Below are 18,822 nucleotides of genomic sequence, written 5' to 3'. Positions count from 1 at the left end.
GGTCGTGCCGAGATCGGTGACATGAGGGTGTCTCCGTAGAAGGGCAGCAAGGGTTCAGTTGCGCGCCCCGGGCCCATGAGCTGAGTGGATGTCGGCCGGCTCGGGAGCATGGCCACCGACGAGCACCGCCCCCCTTCCGGAGGCCGACTTGCTAGCGATGCCCGAAGCGCGCACCAACTAGCCTCGCTGCATTGCGAGTTGAATTGCAATCAGAATCGCGTTCTCGATTGCCCGGGAGGGGAAATCGGTATATGACTGGACGCGAACCGAGGGGCCTTCGAGACGAACCGAGGCCTCCACCACGCGAACCGGGGCTTACGTGCGGCGAACCGACGGTGACATCATCGACACCGAGGGCTCATCGGCGCGAACCGGTGAAGGGGGGTACCAGCGACATGGCGGCGAATACCGGCTCCACCTTCCTGCGGATCATGCTGGGAGCTGAACTGGGGCGTCTGCGCGAGAAAGCAGGTCTGAGCGGCGAACAAGCCGCCAAGGCTGCAGCCTGCGCACCGTCGACCATCACGAACCTGGAGAAGGGAACGACTGGGTTCCGGCGCATAGGGCAGTTCACTGATCTGCTCGACGCGTACGGTATCGATGACGTCGGTCAGGAACTGCTCGTCGACTGGTACAAGAACGCCAAGGGCGAGGACTGGTGGACGCCAAACACATCCGTTCTGCCGTCCGGGATGCCCGCCTACCTGGGGTTCGAGTCTGGCGCGGTCGGCCTGAACACCTGGGTCCCGAGCGTCGTGTACGGCCTGCTGCAAACGGAACAGTACGCACGCGCGTTGATCGAGTCGGCTAAGGCGGCAGACGAGCGCACCACCGAGTTCGTCGACAGCTCGGTCGCGGTTCGAGCTAACCGCAAGAAGATCATCACTGAGCAGGGGGTGGAGCTCGTCTGCGTGATGGACGAGGGGGCGCTGCGCAACATGGTCGGTGATCCAGGCATCATGCGCGGCCAGTACGAGGAAATTATCCGCCTCAACGAGCTTCCGAACGTGACGGTGCAGATCATCCCGTTCTCCGCTCCGGCATACCGCGTGACGGCAGGTCCGTTCACGCTCCTACACTTCGAGCCCACATCGCTGCCCGGGCCGGTCCTGTCGATGGACACGGTTTCACATGCGGTACAGGTCATCTCGAAGCCGAGGGTGGTCAAGCAGTTTCAACGTCGCTTCGACTTCCTGTCACGCGCCGCACTACCCGCCCACGAGACATCTGCAGTAGTCGAACGAATCGCACGAGAGGTCTGATCATCATCAACGCATACACCGCCAATGGCCGTTCCTACGGCGAATGGTTCAAATCTTCATACAGCAGCGAGGGCGGGGGTCAGTGCCTGGAGGCCTGCCCAGAACTCGAAGCCGTCCGTGTCCGTGACTCCAAGCAGAACGCCGAGAACGGTCCCGTTCTGATGTTCACCTCGGCCGCGTTCGCGGCCTTCCTCGAGTACGCCAAGGCTTGAGCAGCGTGAGTGCGGCCCGGCTCCCCCACGACGCATGCGGGGGAGCCAGGCCACATTCGTACATCTACACCCGAAGGTCCACGCAACCTACCGGTGCCCCTCGGGGCAGGTCAGCCGTACGGGCCCGTTACCCGGGCACTGCCAATCCGCTGCCCGCCGTCTGTCACTCCGCACGCAAGGCCACCGTTGACGCCGTATCAGGCGGTCGTTGGGGCCCGCACTGCTGTGTCAGGGGGTCGGAGGCGGCGGCTGCATCGACCGTAGTCGGTCGGCAACGTCGTGCACATCGGCCCTGAAAAGCCGGATGTCCGTGATCAGGTCGCGCCACGGTTCGTACACGGTGGTGACCGTCTCGCCCGAGGCCTCCAGGTACGCGATCGCGATGCCGTACCCGAAGAACTCGTTGTAGTCCGGCAGCGGCCGGAGCAGCACCAGCGAGTGCAGCAGCGCGGCCGCCCGCCAGTGGGTATCCGGAGAATCCACATCCAGGCTCGGGGTGTTGACGCGGTGGCGGGCCACGGCCGCAACTAGGGCGGAGTGGTCCCGCACCGACACGTCCTTGAAAAGCGCTTCCTGGCGCTCCAGCAGCCAGCGGACATCGACGTGCAGGTCCACCGAGGTCACGCAGCCCGGGTGGCCGCGGAACCGTGGGGGCCGAAGTCGTGCGCGAACGCCTCTCGGATGCCGGGCGCGCCCGTGACTCGGTCGAAGGCCTTCGCCCCACGCTCCAGCGCTATCTGGCTCTCGGCCGTCTCGACGAGCGACGCGAGATAGGCGCCCACCGGCACGTCGCCGGCCAGTGCCACGAGGCGCTCGGCGGTCGTGGTGTCCACTTCGATCTGTGTGGTGTCGGCCATGTACCGAGTATCCACCCGCCGGACCCGCCCGAGGATCCGTTCGCTGAAGATGCCAGCCTCTGCACGAGCGCTGTAACAAATTCGGGCCCACCGCGTCTGAACGCCTGCTGACCCGAATGCACTTACGAGGAGCACTCCTTGAGCACCCTGCCCGACACCAGCCTGCCCCCGCTCGCTTTCCCCGGCTACGGTCCGCCGCCGATGACCGTGCCCGGCCGAGTCAAGGCGCTGTGTGTCGCGCTGTTCATCCTGGAGGGTCTCAACGTCATGAGGGGCGCGCGGCTCCTGTTCGGCGCGGCGGCCATCAGCGCCTTTGAGATCCAGGTCTGGCGGGACAGTTCGAAGGCGTCCGTGACGGTCGCGGCCTGCGTGGCCGTGCCCGCGCCCTCCTCGACGGCGTGCTCGTCCGCAGCGTCCGCGCCACCAGGTCAAGCACTTGGTCGCTCCGGTCGCTGAGGTACTGGATCTGTTCGAGCTCCGCGTACCGTGCGTCCGCCTCCGCGCTCTGCTGCCTGTAGTCCTCCAGGGCTCGCATCCGGCAGGTGATCCCGCGCAGACTGACTACCAGCGCGCACCGCCGGTCCTGCAGCATCTTGATCTGGGCGACGCCCTGGGGATGGTCAGGTTCCTGGCGACACAGTTTGCTGTACAGAGCCAGCGACAGCGCGATCTCCCACATCTGCGTGGGGAGCATGCGCTCGTTCGCGGCGCAGTCGATCAGATCTTCGCGCTGCACCCGGAACTCCACGATGACGTACTGAGCGTGGTGGGCGCCATACAGCAAGTCCCAGGCTCATTTGGCGAGTTCGTCAGCCAGGGCGTAGCGACCGTGCGCGACGGCGAGTGCCCTTCGCCAGCTGTTGTCGATCGCGTGGCCCAAGGCTGCGAGGAGGGCGACCACGGCGACGAACACGGCGGTGAATGTCACTGTGGTGCGCACGTAGGGCACGGCTGTCTAGGGCAGCTTCTGTTCGAGCGCAGCGAGGAGATCCGGCTGCCGCTCGCTGGGGCGGCAGCCCGGTGCAGGCCGTAGACGAGCAGCGCACCGATTGCGACGGGGATGCTGCCCTTGAGGAGCACGGGCAGGGCGGTCCTGAGCGGTGAGTGCAGCCGGGGGCGGGGAGGGGTATCCGCGCCGGCCGGGACCAGCAAGGCGTGGGGCGCCCGCTGGACTTGGGTGCGCTGGCGCGGGGGCAGGTCGGGGTCGATGACGCGGTCGGGCACCGGAAACGCGTCGATCTGCTGGGGCTCGGTCACTGGTCGTCTCCTCGCGGGTGGGCGGACGGGACGGTGGGGCAACCGAGTCCGGGGCCGGCGGCTGTGGGGCGCGGGCTCCAACCGGGATGGTCCAGCTGCTGGAGATGGGCCGTGGCCGCGCGGTACGCGACCGCGGCCTGGTGGAGTGCGTGGGTCGCCTCCTCGCTCAGTGCATCGGGCAGGAGTTCCGTTTCCGGTGCGCACTGGACCGCTTGCTCCATGGTCCCGGCTGTGCCTTCGCCTGTTCCGGAGCGGGTGATGCGGCGGTCCCGCTCCTGCTTCGCGGCTCGGGTCTCGGTAGCCTGGCAGGCGAGTTGGGTGAACAAGTCCTGGCAGGCACGGAGCCGGACGCGGACGGAGGATGTAGCGGGCTGGGTGAGCACTCCGGCGATGTCCCACAGCAGGCGGTGGCCGAGCTCGACGGCCTGGGCCAGTTCGTGAGTCTCGTGGTCGTCGGCGGCCTGAATGATCTGGTGGCAGACGATGAAGGCCTCCATCTCCCGCAGACCGGATTCGTTCTGGATGATGCGTGCGTGAACCCGGGCTCGCGCGTCAAGGCGCCCGGGCAGGTGCTCGGCGAGCGCGGGGATGAGCAGCATCAGGGGCAGGCCGATGTCGGCCGGCAGTCCGTTGGCCATCGCCGCGCCCACCAGCGTCAGCGAGACGAAGGCGGCGAGCGCGGTGGTGCTGGTGATCCAGTACCGGTAGCGCGCATCGAAGTAGATCCGCAGCGGCGGTCGCCGGGTGAGCCAGCGGCCGGCCAGTCGCGCGGTACGGGACGGCGGCGGCGACAGCACGGCGACCTGCAGCGGTGCCACCGGCGCGTGTTCGGATAGGGGGGCCGGCCAGCGCAGCCATCCCCAGTCGGTGCGCTCGTCGATCCGGGCGAGCTCCTCCCCGCGGTGGCCCTCCTGTCGGTAGCCGGGTCCCCCGTCGAGAGCCGAAGCCTTGATCCGGGCCTGGGCCTGCTGGAGTTCGTGCCGCCAGCGGCCGGGCTCGGTGGTGAAGGGGCGCAGTTCCGGGTCCGGCATGGGGCGGTGGGGTGTGGTGGTCATGGTCTCCTCGGTCCGCTCGGGAAGGGGCGTGCGTGTGATGGAGGTTCAGGTGCCGCTCGGCGCCGTCGGGTCCCACGGGGCAGCGGCGGCAAGGGTGCAGGGGGTACAGCGGCCGTCGCTGCCGGGGTGGGCGCGTCGCGGGGTGGGGCCGGTACAGGTGGTGCACGGCGGCCAGTTGAGGCAGGCCGGGCAGAGGTCTTCGCCCGGGGCGGGGCCGGGGTTGCCGCAGGCGGCGCATTCGACGAGCACCCGGCGGGCGATGGCCTCGGCCGGCGATCGTTCGGCGGCTCCCGCCGTCGTCGGCTCGCTGAGGGTGAGCTCGACGGAGTGGGGCGTTGGGGTGCTCTGGGCGGCACGGAGCCGGGCGGCGATGATCGCGGCAACCGAGGTATGGACTGGTTGAGGAAGCGGGCGGCCGGCGATGAGGTGCTCGATCTGCTGGGCGCCCCAGCCGTTGTCCAGCAGCGCGGTGACGACCGCGCCCTGGTCGTGGAGCGCCGGTCCTGTCAGCAGCAGTTCCGGGTACCGGGTCCCGAGGGCGAGCAGGAGCTGCACGCCGGTAGTGGCCTCGATCTGTTCCGGTGCTTCGGGCGGTGCGGTGGGGGCCGTTGGCCGGCTGTCGCTTTCGCGCGCGGGCGCGGTACGGACGGACGGATGGACGGGGCTGGTGTTCTGCTTGGTGGTCTTCTTTCTCTTGGTGTTCTTTGGTGTCGGATTTGCCAGCGCAGGATTATCCAGTGCTGGATTTTCCGACACAGGTTGCGACCTGCGGTTTTGTGGTGCCGACAGGGCCGGAGCCGCGTCGCCGAACAGGTCGTAGAGGTGAGCGGGCATGTCGGTGATGGCGTAGACGGCCTCACCAAGCGTCCCGTCGTCGCGCCGCGCCCGGTCCCGGGCCAAATAGCCGTAGCGCTCCAGCTCCTTGAGCCCCGCGATGACGGCGTCCCGTCCGTCGGTGGAGCACTTGGCAAGCTCGGCGACGGTGACCCGCCAACCGTCCCGGTGGGTGGAGACCAGCCCGAACAGGCCCTTGGCCTTGAAGCTGATCCGAGGGTCACGGAAGAGGGCATTGGAGATCTGCGTGAACCGGTCACCGGCCATCGTCCCGCGTCGGATCCCCGTCCCGTAGCCGCTCATCGCGAGCCGCCCGCCGAAGCCGCGGCAGATTGACGGAAGCCGGCGAGAGCGGAGCCCGGGCGCGGGGTCGCGTCGGGGTACGGGGCGAGGGGCCGGGCGTGGTGCGCATGTTCCATGTCCAGAGTCCACCCGCGGCCTCCGACCGGAACTCCGACCGGATGCTCCCACCAGGCGTCACGGTCCGGTGACGTTCAAGCCCGTACCGCGTGGAGGGAGCCGTGGAGGGGCCCCTCCACAGGAGGTGAGCACCCTGCGGGGCCTCCTCCGCGGGTGTCTTCCGCACCGTCAGCGGAGTGACGAGCATAGGCAGCGGAGCGTCAAGGAGGTGGGGCGGTGTCGCACACAAACGGTCATGGCCCGCAGCCCGAGGACCCCGAAGAGGTTCCGCAGTCCCCCACGCCCCAGTAGCCGCCGGAGAGCCGCCACCGCGAGGACGACCCGTCGCCCCCGTCCACGGGCAGCCCGGAGCTGCCGGAGCTGCCGTGGCTGCCGTCGACTTCACCGCACTGCGCCACGCGTGCGCCGAGGCGATCGCGACCCGGGCGCATCACGCACCGCCATATGGCCGAACTGCGAGCCTCCTCAAGACTTGGAGGCCACTCAGGCGAGCGCCGCGGTGTCAATCGACGACCGTGACCGGCATAAACCCCAACGCCAAGTTCTCCAAGGCTTGGGGCAGCCGAGCGAAGCCAGCTGGACGTTGCCGAACCGCCTTGCGCAGTGCGCAGTCCATCCAGCCTGGCGTTCGGCGTTCCTTCGCTCCGCTTCGGGGGCTGCGCATGGTGTCGTCGGGTCTGGTCGCCGTGCGCAGTCGGCTTCTGTGCACCGGGCCAGGCCGCGTGCGCATCGCCCGTCGATGTAGGGAGTGCGCACCGTTGATCTGTCCTGGGCGCCGCACTGTGAGCGGCCAGCGAACTTGGGGGCGGCTCTGGAAGGGGCAGTTGCCGTGGAGGGGGCGGTGGAGGGGTCCCTCCACCGCCCCCTCCATGGTTTTGTGGCCGCTTCGTGATCGTGGAGGGGGCTGATCGGTCGGCGAATCGGTCGGGGCTGACGGGTTTCGTCCAGGTAGCAACACATCGCTTCTACCTGGGAGTTTCACATGTCTCCTGCGACTGGGTCCTCGGGCGGCGAAGCGCCGCCGATGGCTGCGGGGGTGGGCCTTGCCCGGATGCGCCGTCAGGTCCGGCTCGGCCGCTGGGCGGTGTGGGCCGCGCTCGCGTGCGGGCCCCTCGCCCTGGCCGTGGCGGCCATGCCGTCGCCGGCGGCGAAGGCGGTGGCTGCCCCGGCGCCGTCGACCGGCACGGTGCGCACTACGGCGGCCGCCGACCCGTCCGGGTATGCCGAGCTCTTCCTGGCGGCTTGGCTGCGCAGTACCTCCTCGGATGAGAGCAGTGCGCAGGCGCGGCTCGCCCAGGCGTTGGCGCCTTCCGTTGCGCTGCCGCAGCAGGCGGGTGCGCAGTCGGTGTTGGAGCGCGCGGTGGTGGTGCGCAGTGCGCAGCACGAGGGCGGGCAGTGGTCGGTGACGGTGGCTGCGCAGTATGCCGACTTCTCGGTGCGCTACTTCGCGGTGCCGGTCGTGGCCGACGCGGCGGGGGGCTCGTTCACGGTCACGGGGGCGCCCGGTCAGGTGGCCGGCCCCGCGTCGGCGAAGGCGCCGGAGTCGGCGTACGGGGTGAGCGTGCCCGCGAAGGGACTCCTCGCCTCCACGGTCGCCGAGTTCCTGCGGACCTATCTCACCGGGCTCGGCGAGGTGGACCGCTATCTGGCCCCGGGAGTGAAGCTCGCCGCCCTGTCCGGGACGTCGTACACCGACCTCCAGGTCGAGCAGGCGAGCGCCATCGAGGAGGCGGCGGCCGCCGAGGCGGTCCCGGCGGACGGCACGACCGCGCGGGTGCGGGTCCAGATCAAGGCCCTGGACAAGGCTGGGGCGTGGCCGCTGGCCTACGAGATGACGCTCACCGCGCGGGCCGGTCGCTGGGAAGTCTCTGCCTTCGCCACCGCTTCGACCGCGGGCGGGGGTGGCCGGTCGTGAACACCGTGCACTCGGTGGTGCTGGCCGGGAAGTTGGACGATCTCGGCAACTCGTGGATCGACATGTTCACCACGTGGGGCACCCGCGGGCTGAAGGCTGCCCTGATCGTGATCGTCGTCGTCTACATGGTGCAGCGGTTCTCCATCAAGGCGGGTATCGGGGCGCTGCTGCTGATGGCGATCGCGCTGGGGATCTATCAGTCGCGCGACGACCTTGCGGCGATCTTCACGGACCAGGTCAAGAACCCCACCAAGAAGTCGGCGCCCGCCGTGGTGGTGCCCGTGCATCCGCTGGATGCGACGTCCTCTGCGGCGGGGGTCGAATTGTGAGCGCGAGCGCTGCTCCCCGCGTGGGGCGCTTCTATACGGCGGCCCGCCGCCACCCGTGGGTGCTGGGGAAGGTCGCAGATTTCAAGATTCCGCTCGGCCCGTACACACCCGCGCAGATCGCGGTCGCGGCCGGCGGCGGACTGCTGCTGGTCGAGACGGTGACGTTGTGGTCCTGGCTGGGTCCGCTCCCGCTGGCCGCGTGGGTGGTGGCGATCTGGGTGGTGCGCCGCCCGAAGTTCGGCGGGCGGGCGCCGCTGCCCGCGGCGGTCGGCTGGCTGACTCTGCTGACGCAGCCCGCCGCCGGACGGATTGGCGGCCGCACGGCGCGGGATCGCGCACCGCGTCCGCTGCGCGGGGGCTTCGTCATCGAGGACCTGGCCGACCGTCAGGCCGTACGGATTCCCCGGACGCCGCCGTTTGGCTCCGCGTTGGGACGCCCGCGGCGCCCGCAGCTGCGGCCGGCCACTGGCCGTCCGGAGGCAGCACGCGTGCGGGTGTCCTCACCGGCACAGCGCCTGATGGCCCAGGCCACCGCGCGCCGAAATCAGGGGGGTTCGTCGTGAGGGTGCCGATCCGTCATCTCGCCGGGCATCTCCTGTGGTCGGCCCAGGGCGGGGTGTGGGCCATCTACCGCCTGCATCCTGGGCCCGACGCTCAGGGAGCACTCGCCGAGACGGTCCAGGGGACTTACGTGCCGACGCGGGTGCGCGAGGAATTGCTGGCCAAGGCCGCGCATTTGGTGCGCTCTCTGTCCGGGGCGCCGCGGCTGTACGGGCTGTGCGCCCAGGTCGATGCGGGCGAGATCGCCTTGCGGATGCTGGAGGGGGTCGACCCGAAGGCGGGCAGCGCCGCCCAACATTCCGGCCAGCATCCTTGGGCGGAGACCGCCGAGGCTGCGCTGGACCTGCTGGCAGGCCAGGAGATGCACCGGCGCACGCTGTGGCTGGCGGTGCCGCTTAACACCGAGAAGGGGCCGCTCACGTGGTCGGCCGGCGTCGGGGCGGTGTGGGCGGATCTCTCCTCTCAACTCGGTCTGGCCCCGGCCCCGGTCACCCGCCGTGAGGTGAGCGCCTACCGGCGCAAGGCCGAACAGGTCGAGGCGCAGCTGGCGGGGGCGGTGGCGTTCCGCCCGGCCCGCCCGGCCGAGGTCGTGTGGATGCTCCAGCACGCGCTGCGCCGCGGGCTGGCGGAGCCGTTGCTGGCCGAGGCGGAGTCCAGCGCCCTGTACGGCGGCCGTGTGCAGGAGGGTGAGCTGCGCTCGCCGAGCTACGCCGATCTCGGTCAAGTCCGCCTGCTGGAAGGCGGCATGGAAGAGGTCGAGAGCGGCAGTGTCGACGACGAGGACGACGACCGGGATGTTGGTGGTGGGCGGCGCGGGCCGTGGTGGCGGCGCGGCACGTCCTCCCCGCTGCTGCGGCGCTGGCTGCAGGTGGAGACGGAGGACGGCTGCGGATACCAGGCACACCTGGCGCTCGCCGAGTGCCCTCCGGCCGTCGGCGCCGACGCAGCCGATCTCTTCGCTCAGTTGGAAGGGCTGGCGTTTCCCGTCGACTACGTCGTGGACCTGACCCTGGTGCCGGCCGAGAAAGCCAAGGCGCAGGTGCAGCGGAAGAAGAACGAGCTCGTCGACCAGGCCGACCAGTACGACGCCCGCCCCACCGGCATGCCCTCCACCCTGCTGGATGCCGCCCGGGATCTCGGCGAGCTCGACGCCCGCCTGTCGCGCACCTCCGTCGAGGTCGAGGTCCAGTCCGTCACGGTGCTCAGCGTCTGGGCGGCCCGTGCGGCCGACTGCGACGCCCGCGCCCGGGCGCTCACCGCGCTGCTGGCCGGGGCGGACTACCGGGCAGTGCGCCCGGCCGGCCTCCAGGAAGCCCTCTTCACGCTCGGTCTGCCCGGCACGGTGCGGCCGCACACGGTCCGCGAGTTCGTGCAGCACCAGGTCTCCGACGACTGGGCGATGAGCGGCGCGCTGACGGTCACCGAGGCGGGCGACCCGGACGGGATGCTGCTCGGGTTCGACCAGGACACCGGCACCACCCGGCCGGTCTTGTTGAACATCGCGGATGCCCCCAAAACGGACGCCTCCGCGTCGTTCGCCGTCAGTGGGGATCCCGGCGGCGGCAAGAGCGTGCTGCTGAAACTGCTCACCCAATCCACCGTGGACCGGGGCGGGCGGGCGATCTGTATCGACCGCACCCCGCTGCGCGAGTGGGCAACCTTCGCCCGCGCCGCCGCCCCGGGCCGCTGCCAGATCATCGATGCCGCCGCGGCCGGGATCTCCATCGACCCGCTGCGCATGTTCCCCGGCACTACTCAGGGCACGCACTATGCGCTCAGCTATCTCACCCTACAGCTCGGCATCGGGCCGATGACCGCCGCCGGCGGGGTCCTGCACCGGGCCGTGGAACAGGCCGCGCAGAGTGCCGCCCCGTCCATGCACCATGTGATGGCCGAACTCCAGATGATGGCAGGCGGTGGTGCGGGGGCGCGTCAGGAGGCCGCTGCCACGTTGGTGGACCTGATGCGGATCGTCTCCTCCAACCCGCTCGCGCAGATGGTGTTCGACCCGAAGCTGCCTCCGGTCCGCCTGGAGCAGGACCTGGACTCGGACCTCATCGTGATCACCACCGCCGGGCTCACCCTGCCGCCCCAGGAGGCCTTCGCCCACCCCGAGGTGCTGCGCCAGCAGCCCTTGGAGGCGTTGATCGGCCGGGCGGTGCTGTATCTGATCGCGGCGCTCGCCCGGCAGACCGCCTTCGCCGACCCGAGCCGATTCTGCGCCATCGTGGCGGACGAATTGTGGTGGCTGACCGGCTCCGCCGAGGGCACCGCGCTGATCAGCGAGATCCTCCACGACGGCCGCAAGCACAACGGAGGGCTGTTCGCCGGCGCCCAGGACGAGAAGGAACTCGGCCCGGACCGCGGCCTGTTCGCCTACCGCGCGCTGTCCCGCACCCAGGATCACAAGACCGCCCGCCGTGGCCTGGAGTTCATCGGACTCGACAGCGCTGATCCCGCGCTGCTGCGGATCGTCACCACCGATCTCTCCCCCCTCCGCGACAAGAGCCGCAAGGGCGAAATGCTGCTGACCGCGCCGCGCCTGAACACCTGCCGCGTCAAGGTCGCCATCCCCCGCCTGCACCGCATCCAGTCCGGCATCACCACCACCCCCGGCCAGCACCCCACGCCCACCACCACAGGCCTCACCGCGTCCGGCACGGCGAAGGAGCAGGTGGGATGACCAGCAGCGCATGGGACCGTTCCCGGCGCCGGCCCCAGGCCGTCGGCACGCTCGCGGTCCTGACCGTTCTGGCAGCCGCCCTCACGGTGTTCGCCACGGTGGGCGTCCCCGATGCCTGGTGGCCCCAGATCGGTTCGGCGTTCGCGGCCAGCCCGCACCCCGTCCCGCCCACGGCGGCGCCTGCCGATCCGTGTGCCCTGATCACCGGACCGGCCCAGGACTCCTGCACCCACGCCCCCGCTCCCTCCGGTGCGCAGCAGGGCGGGACGGGCGCGGCGGACGCCTGGCGGCTGGCGGTACCCGCCGTCGGTCTGGTCCTCGTGTACGCGGTGTGCTCCAGCGGCCGGCGGAGGCGCTGATGCGGCACCTGGATCGCGGCCGACTGCGGGCCATCGGCTCCACCGTGTTCCTCACCGTGGTGTTCCTGCTCGTCAACGCCCAGGTCGCACACGCGGCGCAGAGCAGCGGCAGCGGCCTGCTCTCCCCGCTCAACATCACCAGCTCCGAGGGCGTGCCCATCGACGGCTACGAGCTGTCGGCCGAGGGCGGCAGCGTCTTCTCCTTCAAGTCCAACGCGTACGCCTTCATCATGTCCGGTCTGTTCACCCTGCTGCGCCTGGTGGTCGGCCTGGCGTGCTGGGCGATCGAGTTCGCCTTCAGGTTCCCGCTGCTCAAGATGCTGGCCGACCCGGCGCAGAAGGCCGCCGACGCCTACAACCATGCCGTCGTCGACAGCCTCGGTCTGAAGGGACTGCTGCTGGCCTGGGCGTTCGTGTTCGGGCTGATCCTGTTCGTGCGCGGCAAGGCAGGCAAGGGCCTGGGCGAGATCTTCCTTACCCTGGTGATCGGCGCGCTCGCCGCGTCCGCGTTCGTCCGCCCCGACTACCTGCTCACGCAGAACGGGCCGCTCGCCCAGACCGAGCAGGCCGCCGCCGAAGTCGCCCGCGACACAGTCAACTCCCACTACTGGGGCGGCAAGATCGCCAGCGATCAGGGGCCGTGCAAAGGCATGGCCGGCCGCGCCGAGCTCAAGTGCCTCCAGATCGAAGGAGCCAAACCGCTCTCCGCGTCCGAGGTGGCCCGCCCGATCCAGGACTCCCTCACCAACGCCCTGGTCGTCAAGGGCTACATGCTGCTGGAGTACGGCCGCGTCCTGGACCCCGCCAAGGACGCCGACCAGAAGGCCTACACCCTCCACCTCAAATGGGTCTCCGGCGGCTACAAGCCCGAGAACCAGCCCAAGAAGAACAAAGACGCCTGCAATCTGATCCGAGGAGTCGCCCGGCAGTACTGCGAACAGGGGGCCACCGGGCAGGTCAAGGGCCCCGACGCCGACCAGTTGCCCTCGCTGACCACCGGCGATGCCCTGCTGCAGGCTGCCCAGCCGGTACTGACGGAGGAAGACCAGCAGTTCGCCGCGTTCCTCAAGGACCTCAAGGACAACGGGGGTCCGGTCGGCAAGGCCTGCGCCGAGTACGCCTCCCAGCCGACCGGCTGGCGCACCGCGGGCGCGCTCATGCTGTTCATCGCGTCGCTGCTGATCTGTGCGATCCCGCTGTCCGCGTCGGTGGTCCTGCTCGGCACCCAGGCCGCCGACGCCGGAGCAGCTGCGGTCGGCGGCGTCTCCTTCGTGTGGGGGATGCTGCCCGGCCCCAGCCGGCAGGTGGTGTGGAAGTGGGCCGCGGTCTTCGTCATGTCGGTCGCGGTCCTGTTCCTGTGCTGCATGTTCCTGCCGTTCTACGGCATCGGCGTGGACGTGGTGTTCACCGACGGGCCCGAGCTGCCGGCCGAACGCCTGCTGGTCCTGGACGTCCTGGGCATCGTCGGGCTGGCCTTCCACCGTGCTCTCATGCGGGGGATCTCCTCCTTCGGGCAGCGTCTGGCCATCCGGATGCGCTACGCGAAGGTCGGCGGCACGCACCTGCCCGGCGACACGTCGGAGATCGGCGCCGCCCTGGCCGTGCACTCCACAGGAGGAGCGGGGTTCGGCATCGGCGGGTTGCGCTCCTTGGCGCTGTCGGGTTCCTATGGCCAACTCGGCACCCGGCACCGGCTGATGGCCTCCCTGGCCTCGCTGGTGGACGGGACGGGCATGCCCGTCGACTCCGGCCGGCTGCTGGCCGATGCGGGGGCCGAGGCCTCCCGCGGCCTTGCACCGCTCGCGCTGGCCGCCACCGGCCTTCGGCTCAGCGCGCGCGGTGCCTGGGGGCTGGTGGTGGGCCGCCGCCCGGACGACCAAGCACTGGAACGGTGGCGCAAGCCCACCACCGATGCAGACAGCGCTGAAGCAGAAGGGGAGGTGGGTGCAGGGGGTCTGACGCGTCGCCGTGGGGCCGCAGACCGCTACCGGGATCCGGACGGAATCATCGCCGACGGGGAGTCGGGAACCGTGCTGCATGACCAGCACCAGGACCGGACCCTGCTGTCCACCCGGGCCCACAACCGTCTCGTGCGGCTGCGCGGCTACCGGATCCTGCATCGCACGGGACGGATCGCGTACGGCTCCAGCTGGGGCCTGCCGGAGAACATCCGGCGCGGCCGCGAACATGGCTCGCGTTACACCCAGGACACCCGCCAGCAGGTGAGGGTCTGGGGCAACACCGTCCGGGAGGACGGCCGGGCCTGGGCTCATGCCGGCAGCACCGCCGCCCAGCGGCTGCGCGAACAGCCCGGTGACCGGGGCGCACCCGCTCCCTTCACCGGCCGGACCCTGCGCTCGGCGACCCCCCGCAGCGGCCTCCCCGCTCCCGGCGCACCCGCTGCTCCCCCGGTCCCCCCAGCCACGCCGCCACCCCGTCCAGCAGCTCCCCCGGCCACGCCGACTCCTCCTCCTGCACCACGTCCTGCGGCTGCCCCGGATCCCGCGGCACTGCGGCGCCGGATCATCGACCGGCTCGGGGCCGGGGATCCGCCCGAGGCGCGCCGCCGCATCCGGGACGAGATGCGCGACCGCTACGGCGACCCGGACGCGGGCGGTGACAGCGGATGAGGCTCCCCTCCCTGCCCCGCCCCCGGCGGGCCAAGTGGGCCGTGCTGCTCACGCTCGTGCTGTTCACGGCGGTGTGCTGCGCCGCCCCGCTCGCCGGGACGCTCAACGCGCTGGCAGCGCTCGCCGCCACGCGCTCCACCACCAGCAACGACAAAGGAGACGGCACCATCGCCGACATCCCGCCCCGGATGCTGCAGGCCTACCAGAAGGCCGCATCCCTCATCGGGCACGAAGTGCCGGGCTGCCGGAGCCTGGACTGGCCGGTCCTCGCCGGCATCGCCAAGATCGAGTCCAACCATGCCGCCGGGCACAGCATCGCCGCCAACGGCGACATCACCCCGCGCATCTACGGCGTGCTCCTCAACGGCTCCGGGGCCGGCGGCAACACCACCACCGTCGCCGACAGCGACCACGGACGGTGGGACGGCACCGCGCAGGGCGAACGAGCCGTCGGACCCTTCCAGTTCCTGCCCTCCACCTGGGATGACAGCGCGGGCCGCGACGCGAACGGCGACGGCGTCAAAGACCCGCACAACGCGGACGACGCAGCGCTCGGCGCGGCCGTCTACCTGTGCGGCAACGGACGCGACCTGAAGGATCCGGCCCAGCTCCGCTCGGCGATCCTGCAGTACAACCACTCCGGCACCTACGCCGACGAAGTCCTCGGCTCGATCCACCAATACCGGGCCGCCACCAAGAGCAGCGTCGACCTGAGCCATGTCGCCGGAACCGCGCGCACCGTCCTCGATGCGGCCCTGTCCCAACGGGGCGTCCCCTACTCGTGGGGCGGCGGCGACACGTCGGGCCCCACCACCGGGATCTGCTGCTCACCCAGCGGCAAATCGGGAGCCAGCATCACGGGCTTCGACTGCTCGGGCCTGACCCTGTACGCGTACGCCAAGGCCGGCATCCGGCTGCCACGAACCGCGGCCGAGCAGGCCGGAGCCGGTCGACGTATCCCCGCCTCGCAGGGACAAAGCGCGCTGGCACCGGGCGACTTGGTGTTCTACGCCTACGCCCCGGGCCGGGACTCGACGATCTACCACGTCGGGATTTACGCGGGGAACGGACAGATGGTCAACGCCCCCCGTCCCGGAGCTTCGGTGCGACTGGACGCCGTCGATGCCATGTCGGGTTTCGCGGGAGGGGCCAGGCTGCTGTGAACTCCCCACACCCGCAGCCTCACAAGCGGCGTCCCGTCTGGCCGCTCGCCCTGTCCACCGCGCTGCTGGCCTGCGGCGGTCTGGCCCTGCTGCTGCCTTCTCCTCATCCACCAGTCCCCGTCACGACAGCCACCCGCACGCAGTCCTCGCCGACCGTGACGCCCCGGCATCCAGCGGAGTCACACCGCACGGGCCCGCTCATCACATCCTCCGCTGCCCCGTCCCGCGCGGCCTCCCCCTCCGCGAGCCCCACCGCGCTGTCCGCCGTCCCCCCACTCGGCGACGGCCCGGCCAGTGACCCGGCCATCCAGCAACTCCTGGACCAGTCATGGCCCCGCGATCTGCCCCAGGACGACGAGCAGCAGCTCTTGGCGAGCGGACGCCGGCTCCTGGCAGCCGATGCGACGGGCGTGGGCCGCGATGCGTTCCCGGCCCTGTTCCCGCCCGGCGAACGGAGTGTGGTGGTGCCGGCCTTCACCCGCATCCGTGTCCAGGCCGCCATCGCCCGCACCGACCCCGCCCACCCGGACCGGGCGGTGGTGCACCTGGTGTGGGCGGGAGCCGACCGCGGCGGCACCTACACCGACGGACGCCTGGCCGACCTGTCCTTCACCCGCAGTCCAGCACCGAACGGAGCGACCGTATGGATGCCCATGCCGCTGTCCTGACCCCACCGCCGACACCGACGCCGACTGCTGCGGGCCCCGTCCTTGGCACTCTCCAGCAGCTCGTCGACTGTGTCGAGTGGATCACCGACCATGCCTGGCTACTGCTCCTGGTCCTGGTGACCGCCGCCGTGGCCGGCGAACATGTCGTACGCCGCCTGGCCACGCGCGCCTCCCAGGAGCGCATGGCTCTCGACCTGGCCCCGGCACGGCACTTCGACCCCTCTGCTGAGGAGATCCTGCGCCGGGGCATCGAGCTGACCCGGGCCTCCACCTCCATGCCGTGGTGGGTGCCACGGCGCGCCAAGGCGGTGCGGATCCGGCTGCGCGCCGACGGCGCCAGCCCCCTCCTGTACCGGGTCGAGGGGCCGGCCGGTGCCGAACGGCTGCTGTCCACCACGCCGTTCGGCCCGCACGTCAAGGTGACCAAGGCCGCCCCGCTGGCGGACAAGCAGCGCAAGCACGAAGTGCGGGCGGAGTTCATCCTGCGCGGCAACCCGGTCGCCACCCTGCGCGACGTCCCCCTCGACCCGGACCCCCTGCAACCGCTCGTGGACGCCGTCGCCGACCTGCGCGCCCACCTCCGCGACCTGGCCGAGCTCTGCATCGACCTGCAACGCGCCCCCAAAATGGTGCTCAAGGCCCGCCGGTGGCAGCTGCTGGACGCCGCCCGGCGCAGCGAGCGGGGCGAGGCCACCCGGCTGACCCGCTGGATGCACCGGGATCACCAGCGCCTGGAGGACTCCTGGCTGTTCCAGTTCAGCCAGATACTCACCCCGGACGGCCGCCGGTCCCGGGAGGGCGGGCGCATGGTCATGACGCCGCCGCCGGTCCGGGTGGACACCGCCAAGGCCTTCGGCAAGCTCGCCGAGGACAGCCACCTGGTGCGGGTGCAGATCCTGGTGCGCTGCGCCTCCGACACCACGGGCCGCGCCGAGGCTCATCTCGCCCGGATCCAGGCCGCCATGGACGTGTTCGGCGGCTCCGCCCGGTTCGCCATAAGAGGATGGCAGATCGGGCCGTGGCGGCTGGGAGCCGACCGCTTCCCCCACCGCAAACGATTCGACCGGCGCTGGAGCACCGGGCAGTGCCAGCCGCCCAGCGCCAACTGGGTCCAGCTGACCGAGCTCCTAGGCCTCCTGAAGCCGCCCACCGTCCACTGCCGGATCCCGCTACTTCCCGCCGACCTGCCGTCCTTCGCCTTCAACGATCCGTCCCTGCTGCTGCAGGGCTGGTACCAGAGCCCGGACGGACGGCGCCGCCTGGTGGCCACCCACGCAGCCGAGACCCTCTTCGAGGTCGCCGTGGGCAAGGCGGGCGGCGGCAAGACCGAACGGGCCCTGGCCCAGGCAATCGCGCTCGCGCACGCCGGCAGCGGACTCCTCTTCGTCGACCCGCACCGCGACTCCTGGAAACGCGGCGCCCCCTACCTCGCCCACGACCACATCATGAGCCGCATCGCACGAATCGACCTCAAAGCCACCGGCCCCGACTCACTGATCAGCTCCTGGAATCTGATCGGCATGCACCACGGGCGGGCCCGGCACGAAGTCGTCGAGGACACCGTCGACGCCTTCGCCTCCGCTTTCGCCTGGGACGACACCAACGCGCCCCGCGCGATCGCCATCTTCACCCAAGCCCTCACCATCCTGACCGCAATCAACGAGCTGGCCTGCCGCGCCCAGCGCCCCCACGACCAGGCCACCATCTTCCACGTCCGCGCCCTGCTCACCGACACCGACTTCCGAACCCGCGCCCTGGGCGCCCTCCACGACCACCTGGACGAGGAGTCACGGGCCTGGTGGCAGACCGTCTTCCCCACCCTGCCCACCGACTCCTTCAACATCCTCCTCAACCCGCTCACCCGGCTCGCCGCCAACCCCGTCACCCGGGCCTTCCTCGGCCAGGGCCACGGCGTCTACAACATCCGCGCCGCCATGGACGCCCAGATGATCGTGTGGGTGTGCACGGACGGCAACGGCCCCACCGACAAACTCCTCATCGCCCTGCTCGCCCGGGACCTGCTCCGTGCCGGCCGCTCCCGCACCGACCTTCCCGAACACCAACGCGTCGCGTTCCGTGTCTACCTGGACGAGCTCATCACCCTGACCGGAACCGCCGCCGAGTCCATCGCCGCGATGTTCGAAGACCTGCGCAAGTTCCGCGTCCACATTCACGGCATGACCCAGATCCTGGCCCGACTCCCCCTCTCCGTACGCCAGTCGCTGCTCCAGAACGCCTCCACCCTGTCCACCACCACCGGCTCCCGGGCCGCGGTCTCCGCCATCACGGAGGAATGGGGCGACCGGCCCAGCCCCGCTCACGTCGCCAACCTCGACCGCTACGACCACTACGCCCAGTTCACCGTCGACGGCCGCCGCATCGGCCCGGTCCTCCTGCACGGCCCCCTGCTCGACGTGGTGTTCGAGGATCTCCGTGAGTCCGGCAACGTCCCCGCCCTGGAAGCTGCCGCCGATCGCACCGCCGGTGCCCTGCCCCTGTCCGAACTCACCGACCGTGCCGCCGCCCAGCAGCAGCGCGTCCAGACCTTCCTCCTCGAACACGCACCCGCCGCCCCCGTCCCGCTCACCAAATCAAACAAGGAGTACCGGTGACCGAC

Annotated in this window: 17 protein-coding genes; 12 read left to right on the top strand and 5 right to left on the bottom strand. The window is 70.6% G+C overall.

Annotated features, from left to right (window positions below; genetic code table 11):
• Positions 1 to 395: 395 nt before the first annotated feature.
• Together OG522_RS40605 and OG522_RS40600 are read left to right on the top strand one after the other, a co-directional pair.
• On the top strand, positions 396 to 1,262 hold the full coding sequence (locus OG522_RS40605; protein WP_329468544.1) for a helix-turn-helix domain-containing protein: 867 nt from the start codon (positions 396 to 398) through the stop codon (positions 1,260 to 1,262).
• Positions 1,226 to 1,474 carry a DUF397 domain-containing protein gene (locus tag OG522_RS40600; RefSeq protein ID WP_329468662.1) on the top strand — a complete coding sequence of 83 codons (249 nt, stop codon included), beginning with the start codon at positions 1,226 to 1,228 and terminating at the stop codon, positions 1,472 to 1,474. The genes OG522_RS40605 and OG522_RS40600 overlap by 37 nt, the downstream gene beginning before the upstream one ends.
• A 228-nt stretch (positions 1,475 to 1,702) precedes the next feature.
• On the opposite strand, the gene OG522_RS40595 is transcribed toward OG522_RS40600, so the two are convergent.
• Positions 1,703 to 2,089, bottom strand: coding sequence for a toxin Doc (locus tag OG522_RS40595; RefSeq protein WP_329468660.1), 387 nt, complete (start codon positions 2,087 to 2,089; stop codon positions 1,703 to 1,705).
• 5 nt (positions 2,090 to 2,094) lie between these two features.
• Positions 2,095 to 2,331 carry an antitoxin MazE7 gene (locus OG522_RS40590; RefSeq protein WP_329468542.1) on the bottom strand — a complete coding sequence of 79 codons (237 nt, stop codon included), beginning with the start codon at positions 2,329 to 2,331 and terminating at the stop codon, positions 2,095 to 2,097.
• Positions 2,332 to 2,469: 138 nt separating this feature from the next.
• Here OG522_RS40590 and OG522_RS40585 point away from each other — a divergent pair, with 138 nt between their 5' ends.
• Positions 2,470 to 2,787, top strand: coding sequence for a hypothetical protein (locus OG522_RS40585; RefSeq protein WP_329468541.1), 318 nt, complete (start codon positions 2,470 to 2,472; stop codon positions 2,785 to 2,787).
• A 337-nt stretch (positions 2,788 to 3,124) separates the two neighbouring features.
• Here the strand turns inward: OG522_RS40585 and OG522_RS40580 are convergent, their stop codons facing one another.
• The 3 genes from OG522_RS40580 to OG522_RS40570 all read right to left on the bottom strand — a co-directional run bounded on the left by OG522_RS40580 (position 3,125) and on the right by OG522_RS40570 (position 5,780).
• The gene (locus OG522_RS40580; protein WP_329468540.1) at positions 3,125 to 3,271 is read right to left on the bottom strand and encodes a hypothetical protein; all 147 of its coding nucleotides are present in this window, start codon (positions 3,269 to 3,271) and stop codon (positions 3,125 to 3,127) included.
• A 313-nt stretch (positions 3,272 to 3,584) separates the two neighbouring features.
• Positions 3,585 to 4,643 (bottom strand): hypothetical protein, encoded by a 1,059-nt coding sequence (locus OG522_RS40575; RefSeq protein WP_329468539.1) that lies wholly within the window; start codon positions 4,641 to 4,643, stop codon positions 3,585 to 3,587.
• A gap of 45 nt (positions 4,644 to 4,688) precedes the next feature.
• Complete coding sequence (locus OG522_RS40570) at positions 4,689 to 5,780, bottom strand: hypothetical protein (protein ID WP_329468537.1); 1,092 nt, start codon at positions 5,778 to 5,780, stop codon at positions 4,689 to 4,691.
• A 1,099-nt stretch (positions 5,781 to 6,879) separates the two neighbouring features.
• Here OG522_RS40570 and OG522_RS40565 point away from each other — a divergent pair.
• Genes OG522_RS40565 through OG522_RS40525 form a run of 9 tightly spaced genes read left to right on the top strand, consistent with a single transcriptional unit; the run spans position 6,880 to position 18,817 of the window.
• Complete coding sequence (locus OG522_RS40565; RefSeq protein ID WP_329468535.1) at positions 6,880 to 7,812, top strand: conjugal transfer protein; 933 nt, start codon at positions 6,880 to 6,882, stop codon at positions 7,810 to 7,812.
• The gene (locus OG522_RS40560; protein WP_329468534.1) at positions 7,809 to 8,141 is read left to right on the top strand and encodes a hypothetical protein; all 333 of its coding nucleotides are present in this window, start codon (positions 7,809 to 7,811) and stop codon (positions 8,139 to 8,141) included. The genes OG522_RS40565 and OG522_RS40560 overlap by 4 nt, the downstream gene beginning before the upstream one ends.
• Positions 8,138 to 8,704 carry a hypothetical protein gene (locus OG522_RS40555; protein ID WP_329468532.1) on the top strand — a complete coding sequence of 189 codons (567 nt, stop codon included), beginning with the start codon at positions 8,138 to 8,140 and terminating at the stop codon, positions 8,702 to 8,704. Before OG522_RS40560 ends, OG522_RS40555 begins: the two co-directional genes overlap by 4 nt.
• Positions 8,701 to 11,385, top strand: a complete 2,685-nt coding sequence (locus tag OG522_RS40550) for an ATP-binding protein (RefSeq protein WP_329468530.1) — start codon at positions 8,701 to 8,703, stop codon at positions 11,383 to 11,385. Before OG522_RS40555 ends, OG522_RS40550 begins: the two co-directional genes overlap by 4 nt.
• Positions 11,382 to 11,744 (top strand): hypothetical protein, encoded by a 363-nt coding sequence (locus OG522_RS40545; protein WP_329468528.1) that lies wholly within the window; start codon positions 11,382 to 11,384, stop codon positions 11,742 to 11,744. Before OG522_RS40550 ends, OG522_RS40545 begins: the two co-directional genes overlap by 4 nt.
• Complete coding sequence (locus OG522_RS40540) at positions 11,744 to 14,374, top strand: hypothetical protein (RefSeq protein WP_329468527.1); 2,631 nt, start codon at positions 11,744 to 11,746, stop codon at positions 14,372 to 14,374. Before OG522_RS40545 ends, OG522_RS40540 begins: the two co-directional genes overlap by 1 nt.
• Complete coding sequence (locus tag OG522_RS40535) at positions 14,371 to 15,537, top strand: C40 family peptidase (RefSeq protein ID WP_329468526.1); 1,167 nt, start codon at positions 14,371 to 14,373, stop codon at positions 15,535 to 15,537. The genes OG522_RS40540 and OG522_RS40535 overlap by 4 nt, the downstream gene beginning before the upstream one ends.
• Complete coding sequence (locus OG522_RS40530) at positions 15,534 to 16,205, top strand: hypothetical protein (protein WP_329468525.1); 672 nt, start codon at positions 15,534 to 15,536, stop codon at positions 16,203 to 16,205. Before OG522_RS40535 ends, OG522_RS40530 begins: the two co-directional genes overlap by 4 nt.
• Complete coding sequence (locus OG522_RS40525) at positions 16,181 to 18,817, top strand: ATP/GTP-binding protein (protein WP_329468523.1); 2,637 nt, start codon at positions 16,181 to 16,183, stop codon at positions 18,815 to 18,817. The genes OG522_RS40530 and OG522_RS40525 overlap by 25 nt, the downstream gene beginning before the upstream one ends.
• Positions 18,818 to 18,822: the final 5 nt, after the last annotated feature.

It is taken from the genome of Streptomyces sp. NBC_01431 (genome assembly GCF_036231355.1).
Lineage (GTDB): Bacteria > Actinomycetota > Actinomycetes > Streptomycetales > Streptomycetaceae > Streptomyces.
This window is presented reverse-complemented; position numbering and strand designations above follow the sequence as displayed.

Bases quoted from the DNA above. Each gene is read 5' to 3' on its own strand.
- OG522_RS40605 (WP_329468544.1), top strand. From the start codon at position 396: ATGGCGGCGAATACCGGCTCCACCTTCCTGCGGATCATGCTGGGAGCT.
- OG522_RS40590 (WP_329468542.1), bottom strand. From the start codon at position 2,331: ATGGCCGACACCACACAGATCGAAGTGGACACCACGACCGCCGAGCGC.
- OG522_RS40575 (WP_329468539.1), bottom strand. From the start codon at position 4,643: ATGACCACCACACCCCACCGCCCCATGCCGGACCCGGAACTGCGCCCC.
- OG522_RS40570 (WP_329468537.1), bottom strand. From the start codon at position 5,780: ATGAGCGGCTACGGGACGGGGATCCGACGCGGGACGATGGCCGGTGAC.
- OG522_RS40565 (WP_329468535.1), top strand. From the start codon at position 6,880: ATGTCTCCTGCGACTGGGTCCTCGGGCGGCGAAGCGCCGCCGATGGCT.
- OG522_RS40545 (WP_329468528.1), top strand. From the start codon at position 11,382: ATGACCAGCAGCGCATGGGACCGTTCCCGGCGCCGGCCCCAGGCCGTC.
- OG522_RS40540 (WP_329468527.1), top strand. From the start codon at position 11,744: ATGCGGCACCTGGATCGCGGCCGACTGCGGGCCATCGGCTCCACCGTG.
- OG522_RS40535 (WP_329468526.1), top strand. From the start codon at position 14,371: ATGAGGCTCCCCTCCCTGCCCCGCCCCCGGCGGGCCAAGTGGGCCGTG.
- OG522_RS40525 (WP_329468523.1), top strand. From the start codon at position 16,181: ATGGATGCCCATGCCGCTGTCCTGACCCCACCGCCGACACCGACGCCG.